The following is a 22,997-nucleotide window of genomic DNA, read 5'->3' as shown; positions in this document are numbered from 1 at the left end:
TATTTTATTTTATTTATAAAGTACTTTTTTCACGGCTTTAATAACATCGTCACTATTTGGTAACCATTGTTCTAATAATACCGGGGAATAAGGCGCCGGAGTATCGGCCGTGTTCAATTTGATGATCGGAGCATCCAGATAATCAAACGCTTCGCTTTGAATGATATAGGTGATTTCAGTTGCCACATTACCAAAAGGCCACGCTTCTTCTAAAACCACTAATCGATTGGTTTTCTTAACAGATTCTAAAATGGCTTCTTTATCCAAAGGACGCACTGTACGCAAATCGATAATTTCACAGGAAATTCCCTCTTTTTCCAGAGCATCAGCCGCTTTGTAAGCTTCTTTAATAATTTTACCAAAAGACACGATTGTAACATCGTCCCCTTTTCGTTTCACCTCAGCCACACCCAAAGGAATAATGTATTCCCCTTCAGGCACCTCACCTTTATCGCCGTACATTTGCTCACTTTCCATAAAGATCACAGGATCATCATCGCGAATAGCAGCTTTTAAAAGGCCTTTAGCATCTTTTGGATTCGACGGCACCACAACTTTAAGTCCCGGTGTATTTGCAAACCAACTTTCAAAAGCTTGTGAGTGTGTTGCTCCAAGCTGCCCTGCGGAAGCCGTCGGGCCACGAAACACGATCGGACAGTTGAATTGTCCGCCGGACATTTGTCGGATCTTCGCTGCATTGTTTATAATTTGATCAATTCCAACCAAAGAGAAGTTGAAGGTCATGTATTCCACGATAGGACGATTACCATTCATGGCAGAACCAATAGCGATCCCCGCGAATCCCAGTTCCGAAATTGGCGTATCAATAACACGTTTCGCCCCAAACTCGTCTAACATTCCCTTTGAAGCCTTGTAGGCTCCATTATATTCAGCTACTTCCTCGCCCATTAGGTAAATGCTTTCATCACGACGCATTTCTTCGCTCATCGCTTCACAAATAGCTTCTCTAAATTGAATTGTCTTCATTGATTACATATTTATTAGAACAGCAAAAATAACAATAAATGCCGAGGTGCTTAGGACAATTTTTTTAAAATTTATTATGCATGCATAGTATTTTTGAAATAAAATAATTAACTTCGTAGCGCCTTTGATTAAAAGGCGGTTTAAAAGCCTATTTTTGTATTAAAAGTTTACCAACTTGAATAAAATTTAAACACCTAATTATTATGAAAATATTAGTCTGTATTAGTCATGTACCAGACACCACGTCGAAAATTAATTTCACAGAAAACGATACCAAATTTGACACCAATGGTGTCCAGTTCGTAATTAATCCGAATGATGAATTTGGTTTAACGCGTGCTATGTGGTTCAAAGAAAAACAAGGTGCCAGTGTTACGGTTGCGAATGTTGGCGGCCCGGAAACTGAACCAACGCTGCGGAAGGCATTGGCCATAGGAGCCGATGAAGCTATTCGCGTAAACACCCCTGCAACCGATGGTTTTTCTGTAGCAAAGCAACTTGCTAAAGTAGTTGAAGATGGTGGTTTCGACCTCATCATTTGCGGCCGGGAATCGATCGATTATAATGGCGGTATGGTACCAGGAATGTTAGCCGGTTTGATAAAAGCTAATTTTGTAAATAAATGCATTAGTTTGGATATTGATGGCACAAACGCCAAGGCGATCAGAGAAATTGACGGTGGAAAAGAAACCTTAACCACCGCGCTTCCACTTGTTATTGGAGGCCAAAAAGGTTTGGTTGAAGAAAGTGATCTAAGAATCCCAAACATGCGCGGGATCATGATGGCACGAAAAAAACCTTTGAACGTGATAGAACCTGTTGCTGTTGATGGTGAAAGTAGCTCAGTGAAATTCGAAAAACCAGCTCCAAAAGGTGACGTCAAACTCGTTTCTCCGGATAATTTGGACGAACTTGTGAACTTACTTCATAACGAAGCAAAGGTTATTTAAAAAACAGTAAAAGAAAATTTTAAACTAAAAAGATAAAAAACATTATGTCCGTTTTAGTATATACAGAATCCGAAGAAGGAAAATTTAAAAAAATTGCATTTGAAGTGTCTTCATACGCAAAGGCTATTGCCGATGCCATGGGCACTACAGTAACTGCTGTGAGTTTTAATGCCGCCGACCCGGCTGCATTAGGAGCTTATGGTGTTAACAAGGTATTGAATGTTACCAATGATGCCGTAAAAACCTTCAATGCCAGTATTTATGCTGATGTGATCAAGCAGGTGGCACAACAAGAAGGCGCTAAGGTTATTGTGATGAGTTCAAGTGCCAACGATAAGTATTTAGCACCGCTATTGGCGGTAGACCTCAATGCCGGTTATGCTTCAAATGTTGTGGCAAAACCTTTAAGTACCGAGCCATTTCAAGTAAAGCGTACCGCTTTCACAAACAAGGCATTTGAAATTTTAGAATTGAAAACCGATGTGAAATTAATTGGTCTTTCCAATAATTCATTTGGTCTTCATGAGAACCAAACCGAGGCAGAGGTTGTAACGTTTTCACCAGAGATTGCAGAAAGTGGCGTTACAGTAGACTCCGTTGACAAAGCAACAGATAAAGTTACAATCGCTGATGCGGAAGTTGTGGTATCTGCCGGTCGTGGATTAAAAGGTCCTGAAAATTGGGGCATGATCGAAGAACTCGCAGATGTTCTAGGTGCTGCCACAGCTTGCTCAAAACCAGTATCCGATCTAGGGTGGAGACCTCATGGCGAACACGTTGGACAAACCGGAAAACCGGTAGCGGCTAATTTGTATATTGCAATCGGGATCTCAGGTGCAATTCAACATTTGGCAGGAATTAATGCTTCAAAATATAAAGTTGTTATCAATAACGACCCGGAGGCACCGTTCTTCAAGGCTGCAGATTATGGTGTGGTTGGTGATGCCTTTGAGGTCGTACCGCAACTCATTGAAAAATTAAAGGTCTTTAAAGCGCAACAATAAAATTTCACATAAATTGTGAAGTCATTTAGAACTGTTTAAATTAGCATTTTATTACGAAAAACTGTAATTTACAGTTGGTAAAGTCCTAATTTAAACAGTTCTTTGCTTTTTAATATGTTATGAGCCTAGTAAAATTAAATATAAAAGGGATATCGTACAGCCAAACTCAAAATGGAGCGTATGCCTTGATATTGAATGAAGTAGACGGAGACCGAAAGCTACCAATTGTTATTGGTGCCTTTGAGGCCCAATCCATTGCCATTGCCCTTGAAAAGGAAATTAGTCCGCCTCGGCCGCTAACTCATGACTTATTTAAAAATTTTGCCGACCGCTTTGACATTGTGGTGAAGCAGGTTATTATCCACAAACTGGTTGATGGTGTATTCTATTCTAGTCTGATTTGCGAACGAGATAAAATCGAAGAGATTATTGATGCCCGAACCAGTGATGCCATCGCTTTGGCACTACGTTTTCAGGCACCTATCTTCACCTATAAAAATATTCTAGATAAAGCTGGTATTTATCTTAAGGTGAACCCCAAAAAGGAAGATGAAGAAGATACTGATGATGGTATTTTAATGGATGATCTTGTGGCCAGTGAACTGGAAAGCGAATCTCCAAAAGAAAACCTGAAAGGCAAAAGTCTAAAAGAACTGCATGATATGCTGGATGAAGCTGTGTCCAGCGAGGACTACGAAAAAGCAGCATACATTCGTGATGAAATTTCTAAACGGGAACAATAAAATCAGCATTTCTTATATCATATGAGTGTAAAATTTCGACTAATTATCATGAGCTTCTTACAATTCTTTGTTTGGGGTGCATGGCTAATTACAGTTGCCAACTATTGGTTTGGCACAAAAGGTTGGGATGGTTCTGATTTCGGAGCCATTTTTTCTACTATGGGGATCGCATCATTATTCATGCCCGCTATTTGCGGAATCATTGCAGACCGATGGATCAATGCAGAAAAATTATATGGCACCTTACATATTTTAAGTGGTTTAACTCTACTTTATGTTCCCATGATCAATGACACCACAACTTTTTTCTGGGTGATTTTGTTAGCCATGGCCTTTTATATGCCAACTATCGCCTTATCAAATTCTGTAGCTTATAATGCCTTAAAAAAAAGTGATCTGGACGTCGTTAAAAATTTCCCTCCGATTCGTGTATGGGGAACCATCGGTTTTATTGTAGCAATGTGGATTACTAATTTGACTGGCAACAAGGCATCTGCAAATCAATTTTATATTGCAGCCGCTGCGGCCATTTTTTTAGGCTTATACTCCTTTACGCTTCCAAAGTGTAAACCAGAGAATACAACGTCCGGAAGTCAATCGTTTGTAGAATTATTTGGGTTGGACGCTTTCAAGTTATTTATGAATTATAAAATGGCCCTATTCTTTATTTTTAGTATGTTTCTAGGTGCTGCTTTACAACTCACCAATGCCTATGGCGATGTGTTTTTAGATGATTTTAAATTGATACCGCAATATGCCGATTCGTTTGTGGTGAAGTATTCCACCATCATTATGTCGATATCACAAATTTCTGAAACAGTTTTTATTTTGGCTATCCCGTTCTTTTTAAAACGATTTGGAATAAAGAAAGTTATGCTTATGAGTATGGTGGCCTGGGTATTGCGTTTTGGCTTTTTCGCCTACGGATATCCGGAAAGCTTCGGTTTGGTGCTTATCGTTCTGTCATGTATCGTTTACGGTATGGCTTTCGATTTTTTCAATATCTCAGGATCGTTATTTGTAGAGACCTCAACAAGTCCGAAGATCCGTTCTTCTGCTCAGGGGTTATTTATGATGATGACTAACGGTTTTGGTGCTATTTTTGGAAGTGTGGTAAGTGGCTTTTTAATCGATCAGTATTTTACCTCGGCCAGCGGAAAGGACTGGCAAAACATTTGGCTAACCTTCGCCGTCTATGCTTTAGTAATCACTGTAGCCTTTGCATTCCTATTCAAGCACAAACACAATCCGGAGGTCATTAAAGAACTTACGCATTAATAACAATACACGTTAATAACTTTTTATATTATTAGAGGGTCAAATCATTTTGGTTTTAGCCTTTTTTTATATTTTTCATCCCGGAAAAAGCATAAGTATATGAAACAGTATCACGACTTAGTAAAACACGTTTTAGAGCACGGTAATGCTAAAGGCGACCGCACAGGAACCGGCACTAAAAGTGTCTTCGGCTATCAAATGCGATTCGATTTAAGTGAAGGATTCCCCATGGTAACTACCAAAAAATTACATTTAAAATCGATTGTTTATGAATTGCTTTGGTTTTTAAAAGGTGATACGAATATAAAATACCTCACCGAAAATGGCGTACGCATCTGGAATGAGTGGGCAGACGAAAATGGCGATCTGGGTCCGGTTTATGGTCACCAATGGCGTAACTGGAACAATGATGAGATTGATCAGATCAAAGAGGTGATCCAAACCTTAAAAACGAATCCCAACAGTCGCCGGATGCTGGTATCGGCCTGGAACCCATCCGTTCTTCCTGATACTTCAAAAAATTTTAGTGAAAATGTTGCTAACGGTAAAGCGGCCTTGCCGCCATGTCACGCATTTTTTCAATTTTACGTAGCCGACGGAAAATTATCTTGTCAGTTATACCAACGGAGCGCTGATATATTTTTAGGAGTACCGTTCAATATTGCTTCTTATGCATTGTTCACAATGATGATGGCGCAAGTTTGCGGATATGAAGCCGGCGAATTTATTCATACCTTCGGCGATGCCCATATCTACAGCAACCATATGGAGCAATTAGAATTACAACTTTCCCGGGAGCCCCGGCCACTACCAAAAATGATATTAAACCCTGAGATCAAAGACATCTTCGATTTCAAATTCGAGGATTTTACTCTGGTAGATTACAATCCGCACCCACATATCAAAGGTGCCGTAGCGGTATAAAGAAAAAGCTTTCCCGAAACAGGAAAGCTTTTTAATTTTTCTTAGATTTATTTTACTTAAACCGTTACCACACTATTTTCAGTACCGGCATAGTCATTCCATGCATACGAATCGGCACTATCATCATTTAAGTAAGCGCCGTCAACGATGTACTTAAATTCATAGGTGTTATCTTTCTCTAAGTCTACAGTACCTTTAAAAGTACCGTTCTTTAATTTCTTTAAAGGTGCTTTTTTAGCATTCCAATCGTTAAAACTTCCAACAACAGAAACTTTCTTTGCATCTTCAGCATCTATGGAAAAAGTCACCTTACAAATAGGTTTGCTCTTCAAATATTGTTTTTTAATAGCCATAATAAAAATGTATTGTTTGATAGTGCTAAGGTATAAAAGTTACAGCATAGTAAGCAGCGAATTAATGGTTTAGGCTAAAGAATTATCAATTTCTTAATATGCCTTTACCATAATTATACTGTTGGAAAAAATAGCCTATTAAATTTACAAGATTAACAACCTTAATAATACCAAAATAGCCCATTTTTAGCTCAAAATTCCTCGCAAACGTTTTCGGCAAAATACTAATTTTTAGGCATTTAAAAGCCCTAAATTATCCCTAAAAAAACATTAACTTTACCCTAAGATTTTTATACCATGTTTACTAAGAATAAAACAGATTCACACATCGATAAAGAGCAGTTGGAGCTCATTGAAACCGCTCAAAAACGCATTCGACAAAAAAAGCAGCTATACGCTCATTTTGTCGTATTTTTGATAGGCTCATTATTTTTTATCCTGGCTAATATCGTTTTTGGTGTTGGTAAGGATTTTACCATATTCGGTGTCGAGTGGTTTGTTATTGCCATTACCATTTGGCTTTTCTTTCTAATGTACCATACCTTCAATGTTTTTATTACGCATCGTTTTATGGGGAAGTCTTGGGAGAAAAATCAATTGGAAAAACTCGTGGCCAAACAAGAAAAACGCATTGATAAATTAAGGACCAAAGTTGAAAAAGAAGTAACACTAAAAGCTGATAAGGAGGTTCTTGAAAATGATGACTCCTCTAAAAAAAAAAGTGAACTGACCATTATTGCGGCTGCGGCCGAAAACAATGCACTGGGTAAAGACAATAAATTGATCTGGGATTTACCTGATGATTTGCAGCGTTTTAAACGACTCACCATGGGGCACCATATTCTAATGGGCAGAAAGACCTTTGAAAGTTTTCCAAAACCTTTACCTAACAGAACCCACATCGTGATCACAAATCAAAAAGATTATAAGGTTCCTGAAGGGGTTATTGTTGTGAACAGTCTTAACGAAGCAATTGCTAATGTGAAGGACGATGAACAACCTTTTATTATTGGAGGTGGTCAAATATACAAACAAGCCATGGTATTAGCGGACAAGATTGAACTAACTCGAGTACATGCCACTTTTGAGGCAGATACATTTTTTCCGGAAATTGACGGCTCGCTTTGGAAGGAAACAGGAAGACAATTAGTTAAGAAGGATGCAAAAAACGGATTCGATTATTCATTTATCACTTACGAACGGGCCTAAATTTACTTAATATATAAAGCGGTAGTCAGCTTAACTCATTTCTGAATGATCAAAAATTTACAACTTCGTATTTCTCTGGAAGAAGAAGCTCAAAGCGGTAATTTAAAAGCAAAAGCCGCTCAAAAATTGGGCGTCAAAACCAAGGATATAAATGCCGTAAAAGTCCTTCGGAAATCTATCGATGCCCGGACACCACATATAGTTTTCAATTATAAGATCGCGGTTTATATCAATGAAAACCCACCCGAAGTTTCAAACTATATTTTTGAATATAAAGATGTTTCGAAAGCCAAACCTATTCATATCATCGGATTTGGTCCGGCCGGTATGTATGCAGCCCTACGATGTATTGAATTAGGTTTTAAACCTATTGTTTTAGAACGCGGTAAAAATGTACGGGACCGACGAAGGGACCTCAAAGCTATCAATCAGGATCATATCGTAAACGAAGATTCAAATTATTGCTTTGGCGAGGGTGGTGCCGGAACCTATAGCGATGGAAAATTATACACGCGAAGCTTAAAACGCGGTGATGTACGACGTATTTTTGAAAACCTAGTATATCACGGTGCCACTGAACAGATCCTCATTGATGCCCATCCACACATCGGCACGAACAAATTACCTAAAGTGGTTCAGAATATTCGGGAGACCATTCTTAAATACGGAGGAGAGATTCATTTTGAGACACGCGTCACTGATTTCACTATAAAAAATAAAAAGATAACCGCGATACAATTAAATGAGGCGACCGAAATGGCCGTAGAAAAAGTGATCCTCGCAACAGGGCATTCGGCCAGAGACATTTTTTACATGCTCGAAAGAAAGCAGGTAGTTATCGCCGCGAAGTCCTTTGCCATGGGAGTTCGTGTAGAACATCCACAACATATCATTGACAGTATACAATATCATTGTTCCGACAAACGAAGTGACTTACTCCCTGCGGCGGCCTATAGTTTAGTCGAACAGGTTAATGGCAAAGGCGTGTATTCCTTTTGCATGTGCCCCGGCGGTTTTATCGTTCCGGCAGCTACAGCTCCCGGTGAGGTTGTAGTGAATGGGATGTCGCCTTCGAAACGCAACAATATTTTTGCAAATTCAGGGGTCGTAGTGGAAATAGATGCCGAAAAAGACCTTTATAAATATGAAGCCTTTGGCCCGCTAAAAGCTCTGGAATACCAAAAAGATCTGGAACGTCTGGCATTTACCGCCGGTGGCAGAAACCAGACTGCCCCTGCGCAGCGTCTTACCGATTTTGTTGAAGGTCGCCTGTCTAATCAGTTAAATGACTGTTCCTATCAACCCGGATTACGATCGGCGCCATTACATTCCTTATTACCTAAATTGATCGGTAGCCGATTACGTAAAGGTTTTGAGGCCTTTGGCCGAAAAATGAACGGGTACTACACCGAAGAGGCCAATATTGTAGGTGTGGAATCGAGAACCTCATCACCTGTATCGATACCCCGAAACGTTACACTGGAACATACCGTGATTACAAACTTATACCCTTGTGGAGAAGGTGCCGGTTATGCCGGAGGCATTGTCTCTGCTGCCATGGATGGAGAGCGCTGTGCAGAAGCTGCAGTTCATAACGCTTAGTTCTATTTTTATTTCTATTTTTGCATGACAAATTTGAAACACATGAATGCATATATATTTCCCGGTCAAGGGGCACAATTTTCAGGTATGGGCCTGGATCTCTACGAGAATTCCCCATTAGCACAAGAATTATTTGAGGAGGCTAATAAGATTTTAGGATTTAATATTACAGACATTATGTTTGAAGGATCTGCCGAAGATCTTAAAGAAACTAAAGTAACACAACCGGCCATCTTTTTACACTCCGTGATCTTAGCCAAAACACTTGGAGATTCCTTTAAACCGGATATGGTTGCAGGGCACTCTTTAGGTGAATTTTCAGCTTTAGTTGCTAGCGGTGCATTAACTTTTGAAGATGGTCTAAAACTGGTTTCGAAACGTGCGCAAGCCATGCAAAAAGCCTGTGAGAGGCAACCTAGTACAATGGCTGCAGTATTGGGTTTAGATGATGCTGTGGTGGAAAAAATATGTGATGAAACTCCAGGTGTTGTGGTTGCCGCAAACTACAATTGTCCAGGACAATTGGTAATCTCGGGTGAAGTAGAAGCTGTAAATAAAGCTTGCGAAGCCCTAACCGAAGCTGGAGCGCGTCGTGCCTTGGTCCTACCCGTTGGTGGTGCTTTCCACTCCCCTATGATGGAACCGGCAAGACAAGAATTAGCAGCAGCTATTGAGAATACCAGTTTCAATGTACCAAACTGTCCGATCTATCAAAACGTAACGGCTAGTGCGGTAACCGATGTTGCGGAAATCAAAGGAAATTTGATCTCACAGTTAACAGCACCTGTGCGTTGGACCCAATCTGTGCAAAGCATGATCGCTGATGGCGCCAGTCTTTTTATCGAAGTTGGTCCCGGAAAAGTATTGCAGGGTCTGGTTAAAAAAATAGATCGTTCTGCCGAAACGACGTCCGCAACTCTTGAGCAATAATCATATGAAGTTACTTTCCAAGCGTAACCGTTTTATTTTTTTAATCATCACGCTTACTATAGCCGTTGACCAAATCTCTAAAGCATTAGTACGCCATTATGTTGGTGCTCGAACAGACACCAATCCCGGGGAGCAAATTTCCCTCATTGGATCTTATTTCACCTTAATGAATGTAGAAAACGAAGGTGCCTTTTTGGGTATGGGTAGCGATCTCAGTGAGCCTATGCGAATCGCACTTTTACTTATCCTCCCCGTTATTGTTCTTGGTTTTGTATTTCGTTATATCTTAAAGGACAAGGAACTTAATTATTGGTCCCTATTTGCTTTTTCCAGCATCATTGGTGGGGGAATTGCCAATGTATTCGATCGCTTTATGTATGGTTCAGTAACTGATTTCTTTTATATAAAAATAACGGATTTGGTACGTACCGGCATTTTTAATATGGCGGACCTATCTGTAACCACGGGGATGATCATCTTAATGGTACTAAGTTTCAAAAAAGATAAATCTAAGCCTGAAGCATCCTGATTACTGCTTGTAAATCACACCGTCTTTCATTACGAAAATCACATCCTTAAGCGTTTCTACATTTTGTGTAGGGTCCTCATTTACGGCAATGATATCGGCCAAATATCCAGGCTCAATACTGCCTATTGAATTTTCAAGATCTAAGACCTCTGCTCCGGTGATCGTAGCGGATTGAATGGCTTCCATGACAGGCATTCCGGCTTCCACCATATAAGTGAACTCTCGGGCATTATCACCATGATCAAAAACGCCAGCGTCTGTTCCGAAGGCAATCTTTACGCCCTTTTTATAAGCACGTGCGAATGTATTTTGAATTTTTGGTCCAATAGCCAAGGCCTTGGGCACAATAACATCAGGAAAAAACCCCTCGATCTTCGCCTTTTCTGCAACCTCTTTTCCGGCGGTTATGGTAGGCACAAAATAGGTTCCGTATTGTTTCATTAATTCCATGCTTTCATCGCTCATTAGAGTTCCATGTTCAATCGTGGTTACACCCCCTAAAATAGCTCGCCTGATGCCCTCATCACCATGGGCATGGGCCGCCACTTTCATACCGTAATCTTTGGCGATCTTACAAATTTCTGTGATCTCCTCCAAGGTAAATTGCGGATTAGAGCTATTCTTTGCCTGACTCAATACGCCGCCTGTTGCGGTAATCTTTATAAGGTCTGCCCCATTCTTATAACGTTGTCTTACTGCTTTTCGGGCGTCTGCGACACCATTGACGATCCCTTTATCAGGCCCCCAATCCTCTACCAACTCCAGGTTTCGTCCGTTTGACCGATCACCATGTCCACCAGTTGAGGCTATAATGCGGCCCGATGTATATACTCTGGGCCCCGCAACATAGCCATTATTGATACCTTTTCGCACCGCAATATTAACACCAGTACCACCACAATCGCGTACCGTGGTGAATCCTGCCAACAAAGTTCTTTTTGCAAATACCGTCGCCCTCAGAGCAACGTCCTCTCTATTGTTCGTGATGCGTTCAATATATTTTTTTGGATTACTTTCTTCTTCCAAATGCACGTGCAAATCTATAAGACCAGGCAATACCGTTTTATCCTTGAGATCAACCAGTATATCATTATCTGTTTTAGGATTGACAAAACCACTATTTACCGACAAGATCTTTCCGTCCTCAACTACAATGGTCTTATTTTTCAAAACCTTACCGGATCTCGTGTCAATAAGGTTTCCACAATGAATATACGTGTTTTGAGCAATCGCTGAATAGCCCATTAAAAGTAATAAAGTGAATAATTTTTTCATTTCTTAGAGAAATTAGTTTGTGTTTTTGCTATTCATTTTCAGACCTAACCGCCTGCTCCCATTTCCAAGCAGAAAGCATCGCATCATCAAGTGATAATTCGGTTTTCCAACCCAATTCTTCATTGGCTTTTTTGGTATCCGCGTAAGCGGCAATCACATCACCTTCCCGGCGGCCGACAATTTTATAATTGAGCTTTTCACCAGAAACACGTTCAAAGGACTCGATCACTTCCAGTACCGAACTACCTGTACCCGTTCCTAAATTAAAGGTCTCATAAGCTGATTTATTTTTATGTTTTAACAAGCGTTCTAAAGCTACCACATGGGCTTTCGCCAGATCCACCACATGAATATAATCACGGATACAAGTACCGTCCGGCGTTGGGTAATCATCTCCAAATACCGAAAGTTGTTCTCGCAAACCAATTCCGGTTTGGGTTATAAAGGGCACTAAATTTTGTGGTACTCCAATAGGTAATTCCCCAATTTTACAAGATGGATGTGCTCCAACAGGGTTGAAATATCGCAAGGCAATTGCCTTTAAATTTTCAGCCACTTTACAGGTATCCTGGATAATCTCTTCACCAATTTGTTTTGTATTACCATAAGGTGATTCCGCTTTTTTCACCGGGGCACTTTCCGTGATCGGTAACTCATCAGCCTGACCGTAAACGGTACAGGAAGAACTAAAAATAAAAGCCGCTTCAGGAAGTTTGCTTAATTCTTTAAGCAGATAAACAAGGGTACCAATGTTGTTTTCATAATACAATAAAGGTTTATGAACACTCTCCCCAACAGCCTTACTGGCTGCAAAATGAATAACTCCTTTAATATCGTTATGTCTTTTGAAAAAATCCTCTACAAGACTTTTTTCCTTAAGATCGATCTGTTCGAATATAGGTTTGATCCCAGTGATGGCCGTAATACCATCCAAAACACCCTCAGACGAATTCGACAAGTCATCAATTATGACTACTTCGTAGCCTTCATTTTGAAGTTCAACCACGGTATGTGAGCCAATAAAGCCCAGTCCGCCTGTTACTAATATTTTATCCATGAATAAATTTTAATATGGTTTGTGTTATAAATTCGATTTGCTCATCGTCAAGCTCGGTGTGCATAGGTAGGGAGATCACCTCTTTTACCAATTGGTTTGTCACCTCAAAATCCGCTTCATTGTAACGTTCATCTGCATAAGCCTTTTGCAGGTGTAATGGAATCGGGTAATACACCCCACAAGGAATACCTTGCTCATTTAAATGTTTAACGAGCGAATCACGGTCTACATTCTTAATCTTTAAAGTATACTGATGAAACACATGGCAATCGCAGGTATTGCAAATACCTTCGCAGCCATTCACTGTTTTTGGTGTAATGATATTTTCCTTTCCGGCAAAGGCAGTATTATATTTTCTCGCAGCAGTTCTACGGGCATTATTATAAGCATTCAAATGTGGTAACTTAGCATCTAAAACTGCAGCCTGAATACTATCTAATCGTGAGTTCACACCTACTACATCGTGGTGATAGCGCTCATACATCCCGTGGTTTACAATCCCCCTAATGGTGTGAGCCAATTCATCATCATTGGTAAAAATCGCACCACCATCGCCGTAACAACCCAAGTTTTTAGAAGGAAAAAAGGACGTTGCACTAACATGACCTATGGTTCCGGCTTTAGTCTTGTTTCCGTTTTTGTAGGTGTAATTCGCACCAATAGCCTGTGCATTATCCTCGATAACAAACAAATTATGTTCTTCTGCGATCGCCATAATAGCATCCATATCAGCACACTGCCCAAACAAATGTACAGGAACTATAGCCTTGGTCTTAGACGTAATGGCTTTTTTTATAGCCTCGATATTAATATTAAAATCATCTTCATTAACATCCACCAACACCGGTGTCAAACCTAAAAGGGCGATCACCTCAACAGTAGCTGCAAAGGTAAAATCGGCCGTGATCACTTCATCGCCGGGTTTTAAACCTAGTCCCATCATAGCTATTTGCAAAGCATCGGTCCCATTGGCACAGGGGATAACATGTTTAACCCCAAGATAATCCTCTAAATTCTTTTGGAATTCGTGAACTTTCGGGCCATTGATAAAAGCGGTATTTTCTATGACATTTTGTATGGATGGATTGACAACATCTTTGATACCTTCATATTGACCCTTAAGGTCAACCATTTGTATTTTCTTCATTTAAAAAAAATTAAATCCTGCGTAATTTAAGACTTATTATTGAGGTATTTGCAGGGTTTCGTAAAGAACAAAATTACAAAATTCATAAGCCCCAACCAATGAATTTATTTCAAAGAACTGTATTTTAGCTCCAAAGAAAATAGTGTGCATATTATTTATAATCTAGGAATCCATCTTACCCGTTTTATTTTACAGGTACTAGCCCTATTCAATCTGAAGATCAAAAAGGGAGTTATTGGCCGGCGTCAGACCTTTGAGATTCTTAAAAATACTATCAAAGCTAACGATAAGACCCTTTGGTTTCATTGCGCGTCGCTGGGGGAATACGAACAAGGCTTACCGGTTTTTGAAAAACTAAAAGAACACTATAAAACCCACAAGATTATACTAAGTTTTTTTTCGCCCTCCGGCTACGAGATTCGAAAAAATACGCCGCTCGCTGATGCTGTGGTGTATTTACCGCTTGATACCAAAAAGAATGCTAAAAGCTTTATGAATCTGGTACATCCGGAACTCACTGTTTTTGTAAAATACGATATTTGGCCTAATTTTTTAAATGAAATGAAGGTTCTTGGTAAACGGGCGATTTTAATTTCGGCAACCTTCAGAAAACATCAAACCTACTTCCAGTGGTATGGAAGTCCGTTGCGAAAAGCTTTGTTTGTTTTTGAACATATTTTCACCCAAAATGAAAGTTCAAAAACACTTTTGAAATCTATAGGTTATACGCAAATAACGGTATCCGGAGATACACGTTTTGATCGCGTTACGAAACAATTAGACATGGTTAATCATTTGGATTTTATTGCGAACTTCAAAAATAACAAACTCTGTATTGTAGGGGGAAGTACTTGGCCCGAAGGTGAAGCGCTTCTAGCGAAGTATATTAATACCCATCCTTCAACAGACCTGAAATTCATCATTGCCCCTCACAATATCAAATCACATTTGATTCAAAATTTTATAGAAAGTATAGAAGAACCTGTAGCATTATATTCAAATAAGGATACCGCTGACCTTAAAAACACTCGAGTTTTTGTGATAGATACGATCGGACTACTATCGAAAATTTACAGTTATGCCGATATCGCTTATGTTGGCGGTGCTTTGGGAACAACAGGTTTGCATAATACTTTAGAGCCTGCAGTTTTTGGTGTCCCCATTATTATAGGGTCCCATTATGAAAATTTCCCTGAAGCTCATGATCTTATTAAAACAGGCGGGACGTTTTCCATTAGTAACCAAAATACTTTTGATGAGATCCTGGATGATCTTATTGAAAATACCGTACATCGCAAAAAGGCCGGGCAAGCCAACGCACAGTTTATCGATAAAAATAAAGGAGCTGTCATCCAAATATGCAATTACCTACGTATATAAGATATAAGTTAACCTATCAAATTGTATATTAGTTAATTAAGTGTTAATATACCTAACCCAACAAACTAAATATTATGAAAAAATTAGCATTAAGTACTCTATTTGTTTTAGCTTTAAGTTTATCGTTTACCTCTTGTAGAGACACAAAAAAAGACTCCGTTGATGATGCTGTTGAAGCTACCGAAGGCGCTATGGAAGAGGCGGGTAAAGCCATGGACGAAGCGGTTGAAGCTTCAGGAGATGCTGTTGAAAAAGCAGGCGAAGCTATCAAAAAAACAGGCGAAGCCGTGAAATAATTCCTATTGAATCAAAAAAGTACAATTCCTAAAAGAGAAACCTTGTGTTTCTCTTTTTTTATGCGCTGTTTTTAAAATACAATACGTAATTTTAGAAACCTTTACTAACTAAACCATTTCTTCTTACAATGAAAACAATATTATCCAGAACTTTTTTCATACTTAGTATCATCCTTATCAGTGTGAGCATTTCTTGCAAGAACGTGGAAAAGGACTCCGTAAAGCCCACCGAAAGTGACCCAAAATTATTTGTTGAAATATTAGATGATTCGGCTAATGCAATAATTGATTCTACAAGTCAGATCAAGGTGTTGGCTACCGGATTCGACTGGTCGGAAGGCCCACTATGGATCAATGACGGACAGTACCTGATTTTTTCAGACGTGCCCCGGAATAAGATCTATAAGCTTACAACAACGAATGATACCCTCACCTATTTAGAACCTTCCGGTTTTACAGACACCAATTTTAAAGGCAGTGAACCGGGCTCGAATGGCTTGACCCTGAATCCTGAAGGACGGTTGGTAATGGCACAACATGGTAACCGCGATATAGCAGAAATGAATGCTCCACTGAACGATCCAAAGCCGGATTTTAAGGTGTTAACTGCTGATTTCGAAGGAAAAAAATTCAATAGTCCCAACGATCTGGTCTATGATAATGAGGGTAATTTATATTTTACCGATCCGCCTTATGGTCTACCTCAAGGCCAATTTGATACCATCAATAAACAATTAAACTTTCAGGGTGTGTATTGCCTATTAAAAAGCGGCGAATTAAAAGTGCTAGACAGTATCAGTCGCCCGAATGGTTTGACCTTATCACCGGATAATTCAAAATTGTATGTAGCAAATTCCGATCCCAATCATGCGGTTTGGTACGAATACAAACTTTCAGAACCGGGAATAGCAACTGATAAAAACATCTTCTACGATGTAACAAATCATATCGGGAAACCGGATGAAGCCGGAAATCCCGACGGTATGAAAATGCATAAAGACGGGTATGTATTTGGAACCGGTCCGGGTGGCGTTTGGGTCTTTAATCTGGAAGGAAAACCGATAGCACGAATCCGCACAGATCGCCCCACATCCAATTGTGCTTTCACTAACGATCAAAAGACGCTATACATGACTGCGGATGACCGCATTCTCTCGGTGGATCTAAAATAATTCAGGACAACAACTGCATTAATATAGCTGCTAAAACCCCACCGCAAATGGGACCAAAAACTGGGATCCATGAATAACTCCAGTCGCTGGAACCTTTATCCTTTATAGGCAATACCGCATGCATGATACGCGGCCCTAGGTCACGTGCAGGATTAATAGCATACCCTGTTGTTCCTCCTAAAGATAAGCCTATCGACCAAACTAAAAATGCCACCGGCAAAGCCCCTAAAGACCCTAGTCCGATCACAGTTTCTGTATCAGTGATGGTGGCATCTGTAAAATAGAGGATCGTAAAAATAAGAACAAAGGTCCCGATGGTCTCACTTAAAAAGTTTGAAGTAAAATTTCGAATGGTTGGTGTGGTACAGAACACCGCTTTCTTTGCCGCAGCATCCACCGTTTCCTCAAAATGTTGGCGATACATGAGCCAAACCAAACCTGAACCTATCATCGCACCAAACATTTGAGCTACGATATACAGGGGAACCTCATGCCAGGGAAATTTTCCAGCGGTTGCCAGACCGATTGAAACCGCAGGGTTAATATGCGCCCCGCTATAAGGACCTGCAACAACAACCGCCACATATACCGCCAAAGCCCAACCAGTAGTGATAACCATCCAGCCACTGTTATGCGCATAGGTCTTGTTTAATACCACATTAGCATTAACGCCACTACCCAATAACATGAGTATGGTCGTTCCTATTATTTCTGAAGCAAATGGTGTCATGTTTTATTTTTTATTTAGAATGATCCTCAGTCCAGTATTGCATCGCGTCTATAGCCCGGTACCAGCCTTTGATATTTTTCTCGATGGCTTCGCGCTCCTCGGTTGGATAAAAATAGGTATCGGTTTGCCAAATATCTTGAATTTCTTCTGAATTCTCCCAATAACCTACCGCTAAACCAGCTAAAAATGCAGCACCCATAGCGGTAGTTTCCACAATTTTAGGGCGTACCGTTTTGGTATTCAGCACATCAGCCTGAAATTGCATCAGCATGTTATTCACACTGGCGCCACCATCCACCCTTAGTTCTTTGATGGCGATCCCTGAATCTTTTTCCATAGCCTTTAAGATATCCATAGTTTGGAAGGCGATAGATTCCAGAGCCGCCCGAGAAATATGAGCATCCGTACTACCTCGTGTGAGCCCGAAAATAGTACCCTGTGCCTGTTGGTTCCAATGTGGCGCTCCAAGTCCGGAAAAGGCAGGTACAAAATAAACGCCCTCGGTATCAGGCACCGAACCCGCCAGTTTTTCCACCTCCGAGGAGTTCCTTATAATTTTTAAACTATCACGCAACCACTGTACAACAGCACCAGCTATAAAAATGCTCCCCTCAATGGCATAGGTTGTTTTTCCGTTGATCTTCCAGGCCACGGTTGTGAGTAAATTATTCTTTGAAATAACGGGATCGTCCCCAATATTCATCAGCATGAAACAACCGGTACCATAGGTGTTTTTCACCATTCCCGGCTTGGTACACATCTGGCCGAACAAGGCCGCCTGCTGATCTCCTGCAATTCCGGCAATGGGGATCTTCGCGTCGTAAAAAGTCGATTGGGTATAACCATAAACTTCACTAGATTGCTTGACCTCGGGAAGCATACTTTTTGGAATGTCGAACAGTTGCAACAAGTCGTCATCCCAATCCATAGTATTGATATTGAACAACATGGTTCGCGACGCATTCGTTACGTCAGTGATATGCTGCCCCCCTTTCGTAAAATTCCAGATGAGCCAGGTATCAATGGTCCCTAAAAGTAAATCACTGGCCTCAGCTTTTTTGCGGGCTCCTTCCACATTATCCAAGATCCATTTCACTTTTGTACCTGAAAAATAGGAATCGATAACCAAGCCAGTTTTTTCACGGATCATGGTTTCCCTACCTTCTTTTTTAAGGGTATCACAATAGTCAGACGTACGTTTATCCTGCCACACGATAGCATTGTATACCGGCTGCCCGGTATGTTTATCCCAAACTACCACAGTTTCCCTCTGATTAGTGATCCCTATAGCCGCAATATTCTCTACGTTGAGACCTTTTTTGGCAATTGCTTCCGCTGCCACTCCGGCCTGAGTGGACCAGATCTCCTGAGGATCGTGTTCTACCCATCCCGGTTTTGGAAAATGCTGGGTAAATTCTTTTTGTGCGACCGAAACAATTCGGCCTTGTTTATCAAAAACAATAGCTCTGGAACTTGTCGTGCCCTGATCCAGGGCGAGGATATACTTTTCCATATTACTTTAGTTTGGTTGGTGTTATTTCATTTAAAGCACATAACTTTTAGCCAGTTCTAAAAATGTGGTTACTTGCTGGTCTTGCCAGTTCTTATCTTTACCTAATTCTTTGGCGAGCATCGCAGCAACAATAGGTGCGCTATCTATGGCGGCACGAGCATCCAAAAACAAAAGACGCACCCGGCGTGACAAGATATCATCCACAGTTCGCGCCATTTCATTGCGTATAGCCCAAAGCACTTCTGCTTTGGTAAATTCCAGATCGGGATGCAGTTTTTCCCCCAATTCCGGTTCGGCTTCAATGAGTTGGGCGATCGCCTTATAATCACTACCATACACATAAAAATGATCGGTCTCATCCAAAACCAGACCTGCTCCATGGATCTTCAACTGTTTTGTTCGGCATTTAGCGGGAGGTAATTTTCCCAGAGTGATCACCTTGTTCAAAGTGTCCTGCGCCATACGGCGGTAGGTTGTCCACTTGCCACCGGTAATGGTAACAAGTTCAGATTCTGAGACGATGACCTTATGACTACGGGATATTTCTTTGGTCTTTTCCGAGGCATCCTTAGGTGCTGCCAAAGGACGTAAACCAGCATAAATGCTCAGTACATCATTTTTGGTAACCGGTTTACTTAGGTAATTATTTGCCGTTTGTAAAATAAATGCGATCTCTGATTCCAAGGCCTTTGGTTCCAGACTATGGCTATCCAATAAAGTATCTGTCGTTCCGACGACCACACGGTTATGCCAGGGCACCAAGAACAACACCCGACCGTCGGAGGTTTTTGGGATCATAATGGCGTCACGACTCGGCAGGAACGATTGATCCAAAACAAGGTGTATCCCCTGACTAGGTCGAATACTGGGTTTGGCTTCAGCATTATCCATTTGCAGAATGGCATCACTAAACACCCCAGTGGCATTGATCACGACCTTAGATTTTAAGGTATACACCGTATTCGTTTCACAATCCTGAGCCTCCACCCCCGAAATCTTACCAGCACTATTTTTCAAAAGTTGGGTTACCTGAAAATGATTGAGTACTGTAGCCCCCTGCTCTATGGCAGTCTGAGCCAGGTTTATGGCGAGCCGGGCATCATCGAACTGCCCGTCATGATATAGAACGCCTTTGCGTAAGGTATCTGACTTAAGGGTAGGCAAGCGCTCTTCGGTCGCTTTTTTAGAAATGCGTGTCGATTTCCCAAAGCTTAATTTACCAGAAAGAAGATCGTAAATCTTCAATCCAATGGTATAGAACCAGGTTCCCCAAAAAGAATAGGTAGGAATAATAAAGGGCTGATCGCTCACCAAATGATCGGCATTCTTCCGCATTAAGCCACGCTCATACAATGCTTCCCGAACCAAGTCGATATTTCCTTGCGCCAAATAACGCACGCCACCATGAACGAGTTTGGTACTACGGCTGGAGGTTCCTTTCGCAAAATCAACCTGTTCCAATAATACGGTTTTATAGCCCCGCGAGGCGCTATCTACCGCTACACCTAAACCGGTAGCGCCACCACCAATAATGATGACATCCCAAGATTCGGTGGTTTTCAGGGAATGCATTAAAGTTTTTCTGTCGAACAAATTGAAGTCAATTTTTTTTAGAGCTGTTGAATAAAATAATTCTCTATGAAATTAATAAAGTTCGCTCAAAGAATAAAATAAAAAAGGGCATTGGTTCTAACCCTCTTTTCGGTGCAATGCTTTTTTAGGCGGCATGGAACCAAAAACCATATCCCACAAGGGCGAGGTGACACCAAAGGCCTTATCGTCATAGATGTGGTGGTGCAGTAAATGGTGCTTCCACAAATAGCCAAAAATATTATTGGGTGGTTTGTGGGCATGAATGCTATAATGAACGTATAAATAACCGGCATACCCCATTAGGAAACCGGGCCAAAAGAAGAAGGCATGATCCTGCATCACGAGATGGAACAAACCAAAAAAGGCGGCAGCCAAAACCAGTGCCAGAAAAATGGGCATGGCCAGCAAGCCTTTATCGTTGGGATGCATATGATGCACTCCGTGCATGGTATACTGCCAGTTCTCGGCATTGGTATAATCCTCTCCGGAATGGTATAGGTAACGGTGCGCTACATATTCAATAAAGGTAAAAAAGATGGCGCCGGCAAAAGGTAAAGATAATTTAGCCCAGAATGCTACCTCAATATTCAGAATACCATATACCAAGGCACAAAGACCCAGAGCCAAATAGATGCTTACGGCTACCAGCGAATTGGTCTTGGGTATTTTAAAGGTGGTTTGTTGCGACATATCGGATCATTTTTAATTAAAAAAATAACACCTAATACACTCTATTTTAAGACGTTGGTTTTGTTATAAATAAAATTAAGAAAAATAATTTAATCTCATTTGGGGTTTTTATTAAAGATCTTTTTCACCTCGCATCAGGTTAAAAAACTAAAGTAGTGAAAAAAACTTACGCCTTAAAATTCAAAGATTTTACTTGCTTGAAAATCAGAAGCCATGCTCCAGAACCGATAATAATGTTTGCCTTTTCTAGGAATAAAACCAAATTGAAAATCTTCAAGGATTTTCATGAGTTAGCAAGAAAGGTCCGATTACTTTTAGCCGATATTTTGCTTTCCTTATTTTTTATGGCTTATCCGGTACCGCAATTCACGTTACACTTCTGAGTCTGCCAATTTCTTGGTATCTACAAATTGTTGAAAGGCCGTAATTTTTCCTTCATCATTAAGCGTCCATAAATGTGCGGCCTGTGCCTTATAAGCCTTGCCAGTCACTTTTACTTTAGCATCGTAGCGAAGCGTAGCCAAAACCATATTATCATTCATACCATGAATTTTTACATCCTGTAACCCAAAGTATTCATGTTTATCACCAAGATTTGCAAATACGCCTTCTAAAACGGCATCTGGCCCAATATATGGGTTGCCAGCTGCAAGCGAATTACTTTCGGCCTCATTCCATTCGATTTCAGGATGCATAAGCCCCAAAACCGTTGGCATATCCCCGGTTGAGAACGCATTGTACAATGATTTAATAATTTCAATGTTTTGTTCAGTTGTCATAATCTATTATTTAGGTGGTTAATAAAATTTAATACTATTACAGGTTTAAAATAATTAAGTCTCTTTTCAGTTTTCCCGATTTTCTTGTTCTATTTGATATAATAAATCATTTGATCTACTTTTTAATTCTTTAAATAGATTAATAAATGCTTCATGTTTAATTTTATAAACCATAACAATATCTTCGAAACTTTGAAATTGATCACTAGAAGGGGTATTGAGAAATTGAAAGTCTTCCATCCTAAACATTCTATCATTAATGATTTTTTCCAATTCCATTGGATCTCTTGATTGTTTTATAAGTCCAGGATAATTACTGGCATGATGAGCCATGAGCTCTCTAGAATATTCATTACCTTCTCTTATATAATTTTTATGTGACTCTACTAATCGATAAAAATCAACGATGGCTACCTTCAAAGTTGCATTAGAAATAATATTGAGTTTTCCAGAACTAACAAGTTCCATATAGGTATTGTCCTGAATGGTGAGGTATTCAGAATCCCATAATGGAATACTCAATAACTCCCTAGCTTCATCAATAGATTTTTGTTCGTCGTAGAGTTTTATGAAAAATAAATTGCTCCTCTCTATTAATAGATTTGCTCTGTCAATAGTATTGTTATAATAAAGGGTGTCTTTTTCTAAATCTATTTTTAATCTTTCAAGGTAGAGTGTTTCTTCTTTTTTCAGTCTCTTAGATTCATTCCAATTATTGATGGATAGGGCGATTAAAATTCCAATAACCACAAGAACAATTTCTCCAACCGCATATTTCACATACTTTCCTGTTTTACCTTCAGCTAAAAATGTTTTACGGAGGTTACGAAAGAATTTTATCATTGCTGGTTTGGAT

The 22,997-nt window shown here is 40.1% G+C and carries 23 protein-coding genes; 12 read left to right on the top strand and 11 right to left on the bottom strand.

What is annotated here, in order from left to right; genetic code table 11:
* Nucleotides 1-9: 9 nt before the first annotated feature.
* Complete coding sequence (locus V8G61_RS10490; protein ID WP_394875609.1) at nucleotides 10-987, bottom strand: pyruvate dehydrogenase complex E1 component subunit beta; 978 nt, start codon at nucleotides 985-987, stop codon at nucleotides 10-12.
* Between the two features lie 203 nt (nucleotides 988-1,190).
* On the opposite strand from V8G61_RS10490, the gene V8G61_RS10485 reads away from it, so the two are divergent.
* The 5 genes from V8G61_RS10485 to V8G61_RS10465 all read left to right on the top strand — a co-directional run bounded on the left by V8G61_RS10485 (nucleotide 1,191) and on the right by V8G61_RS10465 (nucleotide 5,886).
* A complete protein-coding gene (locus tag V8G61_RS10485; RefSeq protein ID WP_394875608.1) occupies nucleotides 1,191-1,937 on the top strand; it encodes an electron transfer flavoprotein subunit beta/FixA family protein in 747 nt (248 codons plus the stop codon).
* A gap of 44 nt (nucleotides 1,938-1,981) precedes the next feature.
* Nucleotides 1,982-2,941, top strand: coding sequence for an electron transfer flavoprotein subunit alpha/FixB family protein (locus V8G61_RS10480; RefSeq protein ID WP_394875607.1), 960 nt, complete (start codon nucleotides 1,982-1,984; stop codon nucleotides 2,939-2,941).
* A 119-nt stretch (nucleotides 2,942-3,060) separates the two neighbouring features.
* The gene (locus tag V8G61_RS10475) at nucleotides 3,061-3,684 is read left to right on the top strand and encodes a bifunctional nuclease domain-containing protein (RefSeq protein WP_394875606.1); all 624 of its coding nucleotides are present in this window, start codon (nucleotides 3,061-3,063) and stop codon (nucleotides 3,682-3,684) included.
* A gap of 21 nt (nucleotides 3,685-3,705) precedes the next feature.
* The gene (locus V8G61_RS10470) at nucleotides 3,706-4,962 is read left to right on the top strand and encodes a nucleoside permease (protein WP_394875605.1); all 1,257 of its coding nucleotides are present in this window, start codon (nucleotides 3,706-3,708) and stop codon (nucleotides 4,960-4,962) included.
* 99 nt (nucleotides 4,963-5,061) lie between these two features.
* Entirely contained in the window at nucleotides 5,062-5,886 is an 825-nt protein-coding gene (locus tag V8G61_RS10465) for a thymidylate synthase (protein ID WP_394875604.1), read from the top strand.
* A gap of 56 nt (nucleotides 5,887-5,942) precedes the next feature.
* Here V8G61_RS10465 and V8G61_RS10460 read toward each other — a convergent pair whose 3' ends face one another.
* Nucleotides 5,943-6,239: an isoamylase early set domain-containing protein gene (locus V8G61_RS10460; RefSeq protein WP_394875603.1), complete on the bottom strand. Its 297-nt coding sequence runs from the start codon at nucleotides 6,237-6,239 to the stop codon at nucleotides 5,943-5,945.
* A gap of 297 nt (nucleotides 6,240-6,536) precedes the next feature.
* Between V8G61_RS10460 and V8G61_RS10455 the strand changes: the two genes are divergently transcribed.
* From V8G61_RS10455 to lspA, 4 genes are read left to right on the top strand one after another with little or no spacing between them, the layout of a single operon-like run.
* A complete protein-coding gene (locus V8G61_RS10455; protein WP_394875602.1) occupies nucleotides 6,537-7,448 on the top strand; it encodes a dihydrofolate reductase in 912 nt (303 codons plus the stop codon).
* Nucleotides 7,449-7,493: 45 nt separating this feature from the next.
* Nucleotides 7,494-9,050: an NAD(P)/FAD-dependent oxidoreductase gene (locus V8G61_RS10450; RefSeq protein WP_394875601.1), complete on the top strand. Its 1,557-nt coding sequence runs from the start codon at nucleotides 7,494-7,496 to the stop codon at nucleotides 9,048-9,050.
* A gap of 42 nt (nucleotides 9,051-9,092) precedes the next feature.
* The gene (gene fabD, locus V8G61_RS10445; protein WP_394875600.1) at nucleotides 9,093-9,980 is read left to right on the top strand and encodes an ACP S-malonyltransferase; all 888 of its coding nucleotides are present in this window, start codon (nucleotides 9,093-9,095) and stop codon (nucleotides 9,978-9,980) included.
* Between the two features lie 4 nt (nucleotides 9,981-9,984).
* Complete coding sequence (gene lspA, locus V8G61_RS10440; protein WP_394875599.1) at nucleotides 9,985-10,509, top strand: signal peptidase II; 525 nt, start codon at nucleotides 9,985-9,987, stop codon at nucleotides 10,507-10,509.
* On the opposite strand, the gene V8G61_RS10435 is transcribed toward lspA, so the two are convergent.
* Genes V8G61_RS10435 through V8G61_RS10425 form a run of 3 tightly spaced genes read right to left on the bottom strand, consistent with a single transcriptional unit; the run spans nucleotide 10,510 to nucleotide 13,988 of the window.
* Nucleotides 10,510-11,784: an amidohydrolase family protein gene (locus tag V8G61_RS10435; protein WP_394875598.1), complete on the bottom strand. Its 1,275-nt coding sequence runs from the start codon at nucleotides 11,782-11,784 to the stop codon at nucleotides 10,510-10,512.
* Nucleotides 11,785-11,812: 28 nt separating this feature from the next.
* Nucleotides 11,813-12,841 (bottom strand): UDP-glucose 4-epimerase GalE, encoded by a 1,029-nt coding sequence (gene galE, locus V8G61_RS10430; protein ID WP_394875597.1) that lies wholly within the window; start codon nucleotides 12,839-12,841, stop codon nucleotides 11,813-11,815.
* On the bottom strand, nucleotides 12,834-13,988 hold the full coding sequence (locus tag V8G61_RS10425) for a DegT/DnrJ/EryC1/StrS family aminotransferase (protein WP_394875596.1): 1,155 nt from the start codon (nucleotides 13,986-13,988) through the stop codon (nucleotides 12,834-12,836). Before V8G61_RS10425 ends, galE begins: the two co-directional genes overlap by 8 nt.
* Before the next feature lie 144 nt (nucleotides 13,989-14,132).
* On the opposite strand from V8G61_RS10425, the gene V8G61_RS10420 reads away from it, so the two are divergent.
* The 3 genes from V8G61_RS10420 (at nucleotide 14,133) to V8G61_RS10410 (ending at nucleotide 16,836) form a co-directional block, all read left to right on the top strand.
* The gene (locus V8G61_RS10420; protein ID WP_394875595.1) at nucleotides 14,133-15,368 is read left to right on the top strand and encodes a 3-deoxy-D-manno-octulosonic acid transferase; all 1,236 of its coding nucleotides are present in this window, start codon (nucleotides 14,133-14,135) and stop codon (nucleotides 15,366-15,368) included.
* Between the two features lie 74 nt (nucleotides 15,369-15,442).
* Nucleotides 15,443-15,664, top strand: coding sequence for a hypothetical protein (locus V8G61_RS10415; RefSeq protein WP_394875594.1), 222 nt, complete (start codon nucleotides 15,443-15,445; stop codon nucleotides 15,662-15,664).
* A gap of 128 nt (nucleotides 15,665-15,792) precedes the next feature.
* Nucleotides 15,793-16,836, top strand: a complete 1,044-nt coding sequence (locus V8G61_RS10410; protein ID WP_394875593.1) for an SMP-30/gluconolactonase/LRE family protein — start codon at nucleotides 15,793-15,795, stop codon at nucleotides 16,834-16,836.
* 1 nt (nucleotide 16,837) lies between these two features.
* Here the strand turns inward: V8G61_RS10410 and V8G61_RS10405 are convergent, their stop codons facing one another.
* From V8G61_RS10405 to V8G61_RS10380, 6 genes are all read right to left on the bottom strand, one after another.
* On the bottom strand, nucleotides 16,838-17,566 hold the full coding sequence (locus V8G61_RS10405) for an MIP/aquaporin family protein (RefSeq protein ID WP_394875592.1): 729 nt from the start codon (nucleotides 17,564-17,566) through the stop codon (nucleotides 16,838-16,840).
* Between the two features lie 10 nt (nucleotides 17,567-17,576).
* Nucleotides 17,577-19,079, bottom strand: coding sequence for a glycerol kinase GlpK (glpK, locus tag V8G61_RS10400; RefSeq protein WP_394875591.1), 1,503 nt, complete (start codon nucleotides 19,077-19,079; stop codon nucleotides 17,577-17,579).
* A 30-nt stretch (nucleotides 19,080-19,109) separates the two neighbouring features.
* Complete coding sequence (locus V8G61_RS10395) at nucleotides 19,110-20,651, bottom strand: FAD-dependent oxidoreductase (RefSeq protein ID WP_394875590.1); 1,542 nt, start codon at nucleotides 20,649-20,651, stop codon at nucleotides 19,110-19,112.
* A 117-nt stretch (nucleotides 20,652-20,768) separates the two neighbouring features.
* A complete protein-coding gene (locus V8G61_RS10390; protein ID WP_394875589.1) occupies nucleotides 20,769-21,362 on the bottom strand; it encodes a sterol desaturase family protein in 594 nt (197 codons plus the stop codon).
* A gap of 371 nt (nucleotides 21,363-21,733) precedes the next feature.
* Nucleotides 21,734-22,141: a nuclear transport factor 2 family protein gene (locus V8G61_RS10385; RefSeq protein ID WP_394875588.1), complete on the bottom strand. Its 408-nt coding sequence runs from the start codon at nucleotides 22,139-22,141 to the stop codon at nucleotides 21,734-21,736.
* Nucleotides 22,142-22,207: 66 nt separating this feature from the next.
* Complete coding sequence (locus V8G61_RS10380) at nucleotides 22,208-22,984, bottom strand: DUF6090 family protein (protein WP_394875587.1); 777 nt, start codon at nucleotides 22,982-22,984, stop codon at nucleotides 22,208-22,210.
* Between the last annotated feature and the right edge of the window lie 13 nt (nucleotides 22,985-22,997).

Source organism: Gaetbulibacter sp. M240 (assembly GCF_043876815.1).
In the GTDB taxonomy this organism is placed as follows: domain Bacteria; phylum Bacteroidota; class Bacteroidia; order Flavobacteriales; family Flavobacteriaceae; genus Gaetbulibacter_A.
The sequence above is the reverse complement of the archived record's forward strand: the minus strand, read 5'-3'. Positions and strand labels throughout refer to the sequence as shown.

Bases quoted from the DNA above. Each gene is read 5' to 3' on its own strand.
- V8G61_RS10490 (WP_394875609.1), bottom strand. From the start codon at position 987: ATGAAGACAATTCAATTTAGAGAAGCTATTTGTGAAGCGATGAGCGAA.
- V8G61_RS10485 (WP_394875608.1), top strand. From the start codon at position 1,191: ATGAAAATATTAGTCTGTATTAGTCATGTACCAGACACCACGTCGAAA.
- V8G61_RS10480 (WP_394875607.1), top strand. From the start codon at position 1,982: ATGTCCGTTTTAGTATATACAGAATCCGAAGAAGGAAAATTTAAAAAA.
- V8G61_RS10475 (WP_394875606.1), top strand. From the start codon at position 3,061: ATGAGCCTAGTAAAATTAAATATAAAAGGGATATCGTACAGCCAAACT.
- V8G61_RS10470 (WP_394875605.1), top strand. From the start codon at position 3,706: ATGAGTGTAAAATTTCGACTAATTATCATGAGCTTCTTACAATTCTTT.
- V8G61_RS10465 (WP_394875604.1), top strand. From the start codon at position 5,062: ATGAAACAGTATCACGACTTAGTAAAACACGTTTTAGAGCACGGTAAT.
- V8G61_RS10460 (WP_394875603.1), bottom strand. From the start codon at position 6,239: ATGGCTATTAAAAAACAATATTTGAAGAGCAAACCTATTTGTAAGGTG.
- V8G61_RS10455 (WP_394875602.1), top strand. From the start codon at position 6,537: ATGTTTACTAAGAATAAAACAGATTCACACATCGATAAAGAGCAGTTG.
- V8G61_RS10450 (WP_394875601.1), top strand. From the start codon at position 7,494: ATGATCAAAAATTTACAACTTCGTATTTCTCTGGAAGAAGAAGCTCAA.
- fabD (WP_394875600.1), top strand. From the start codon at position 9,093: ATGAATGCATATATATTTCCCGGTCAAGGGGCACAATTTTCAGGTATG.
- lspA (WP_394875599.1), top strand. From the start codon at position 9,985: ATGAAGTTACTTTCCAAGCGTAACCGTTTTATTTTTTTAATCATCACG.
- V8G61_RS10435 (WP_394875598.1), bottom strand. From the start codon at position 11,784: ATGAAAAAATTATTCACTTTATTACTTTTAATGGGCTATTCAGCGATT.
- galE (WP_394875597.1), bottom strand. From the start codon at position 12,841: ATGGATAAAATATTAGTAACAGGCGGACTGGGCTTTATTGGCTCACAT.
- V8G61_RS10425 (WP_394875596.1), bottom strand. From the start codon at position 13,988: ATGAAGAAAATACAAATGGTTGACCTTAAGGGTCAATATGAAGGTATC.
- V8G61_RS10415 (WP_394875594.1), top strand. From the start codon at position 15,443: ATGAAAAAATTAGCATTAAGTACTCTATTTGTTTTAGCTTTAAGTTTA.
- V8G61_RS10410 (WP_394875593.1), top strand. From the start codon at position 15,793: ATGAAAACAATATTATCCAGAACTTTTTTCATACTTAGTATCATCCTT.
- V8G61_RS10405 (WP_394875592.1), bottom strand. From the start codon at position 17,566: ATGACACCATTTGCTTCAGAAATAATAGGAACGACCATACTCATGTTA.
- glpK (WP_394875591.1), bottom strand. From the start codon at position 19,079: ATGGAAAAGTATATCCTCGCCCTGGATCAGGGCACGACAAGTTCCAGA.
- V8G61_RS10395 (WP_394875590.1), bottom strand. From the start codon at position 20,651: ATGCATTCCCTGAAAACCACCGAATCTTGGGATGTCATCATTATTGGT.
- V8G61_RS10390 (WP_394875589.1), bottom strand. From the start codon at position 21,362: ATGTCGCAACAAACCACCTTTAAAATACCCAAGACCAATTCGCTGGTA.
- V8G61_RS10385 (WP_394875588.1), bottom strand. From the start codon at position 22,141: ATGACAACTGAACAAAACATTGAAATTATTAAATCATTGTACAATGCG.
- V8G61_RS10380 (WP_394875587.1), bottom strand. From the start codon at position 22,984: ATGATAAAATTCTTTCGTAACCTCCGTAAAACATTTTTAGCTGAAGGT.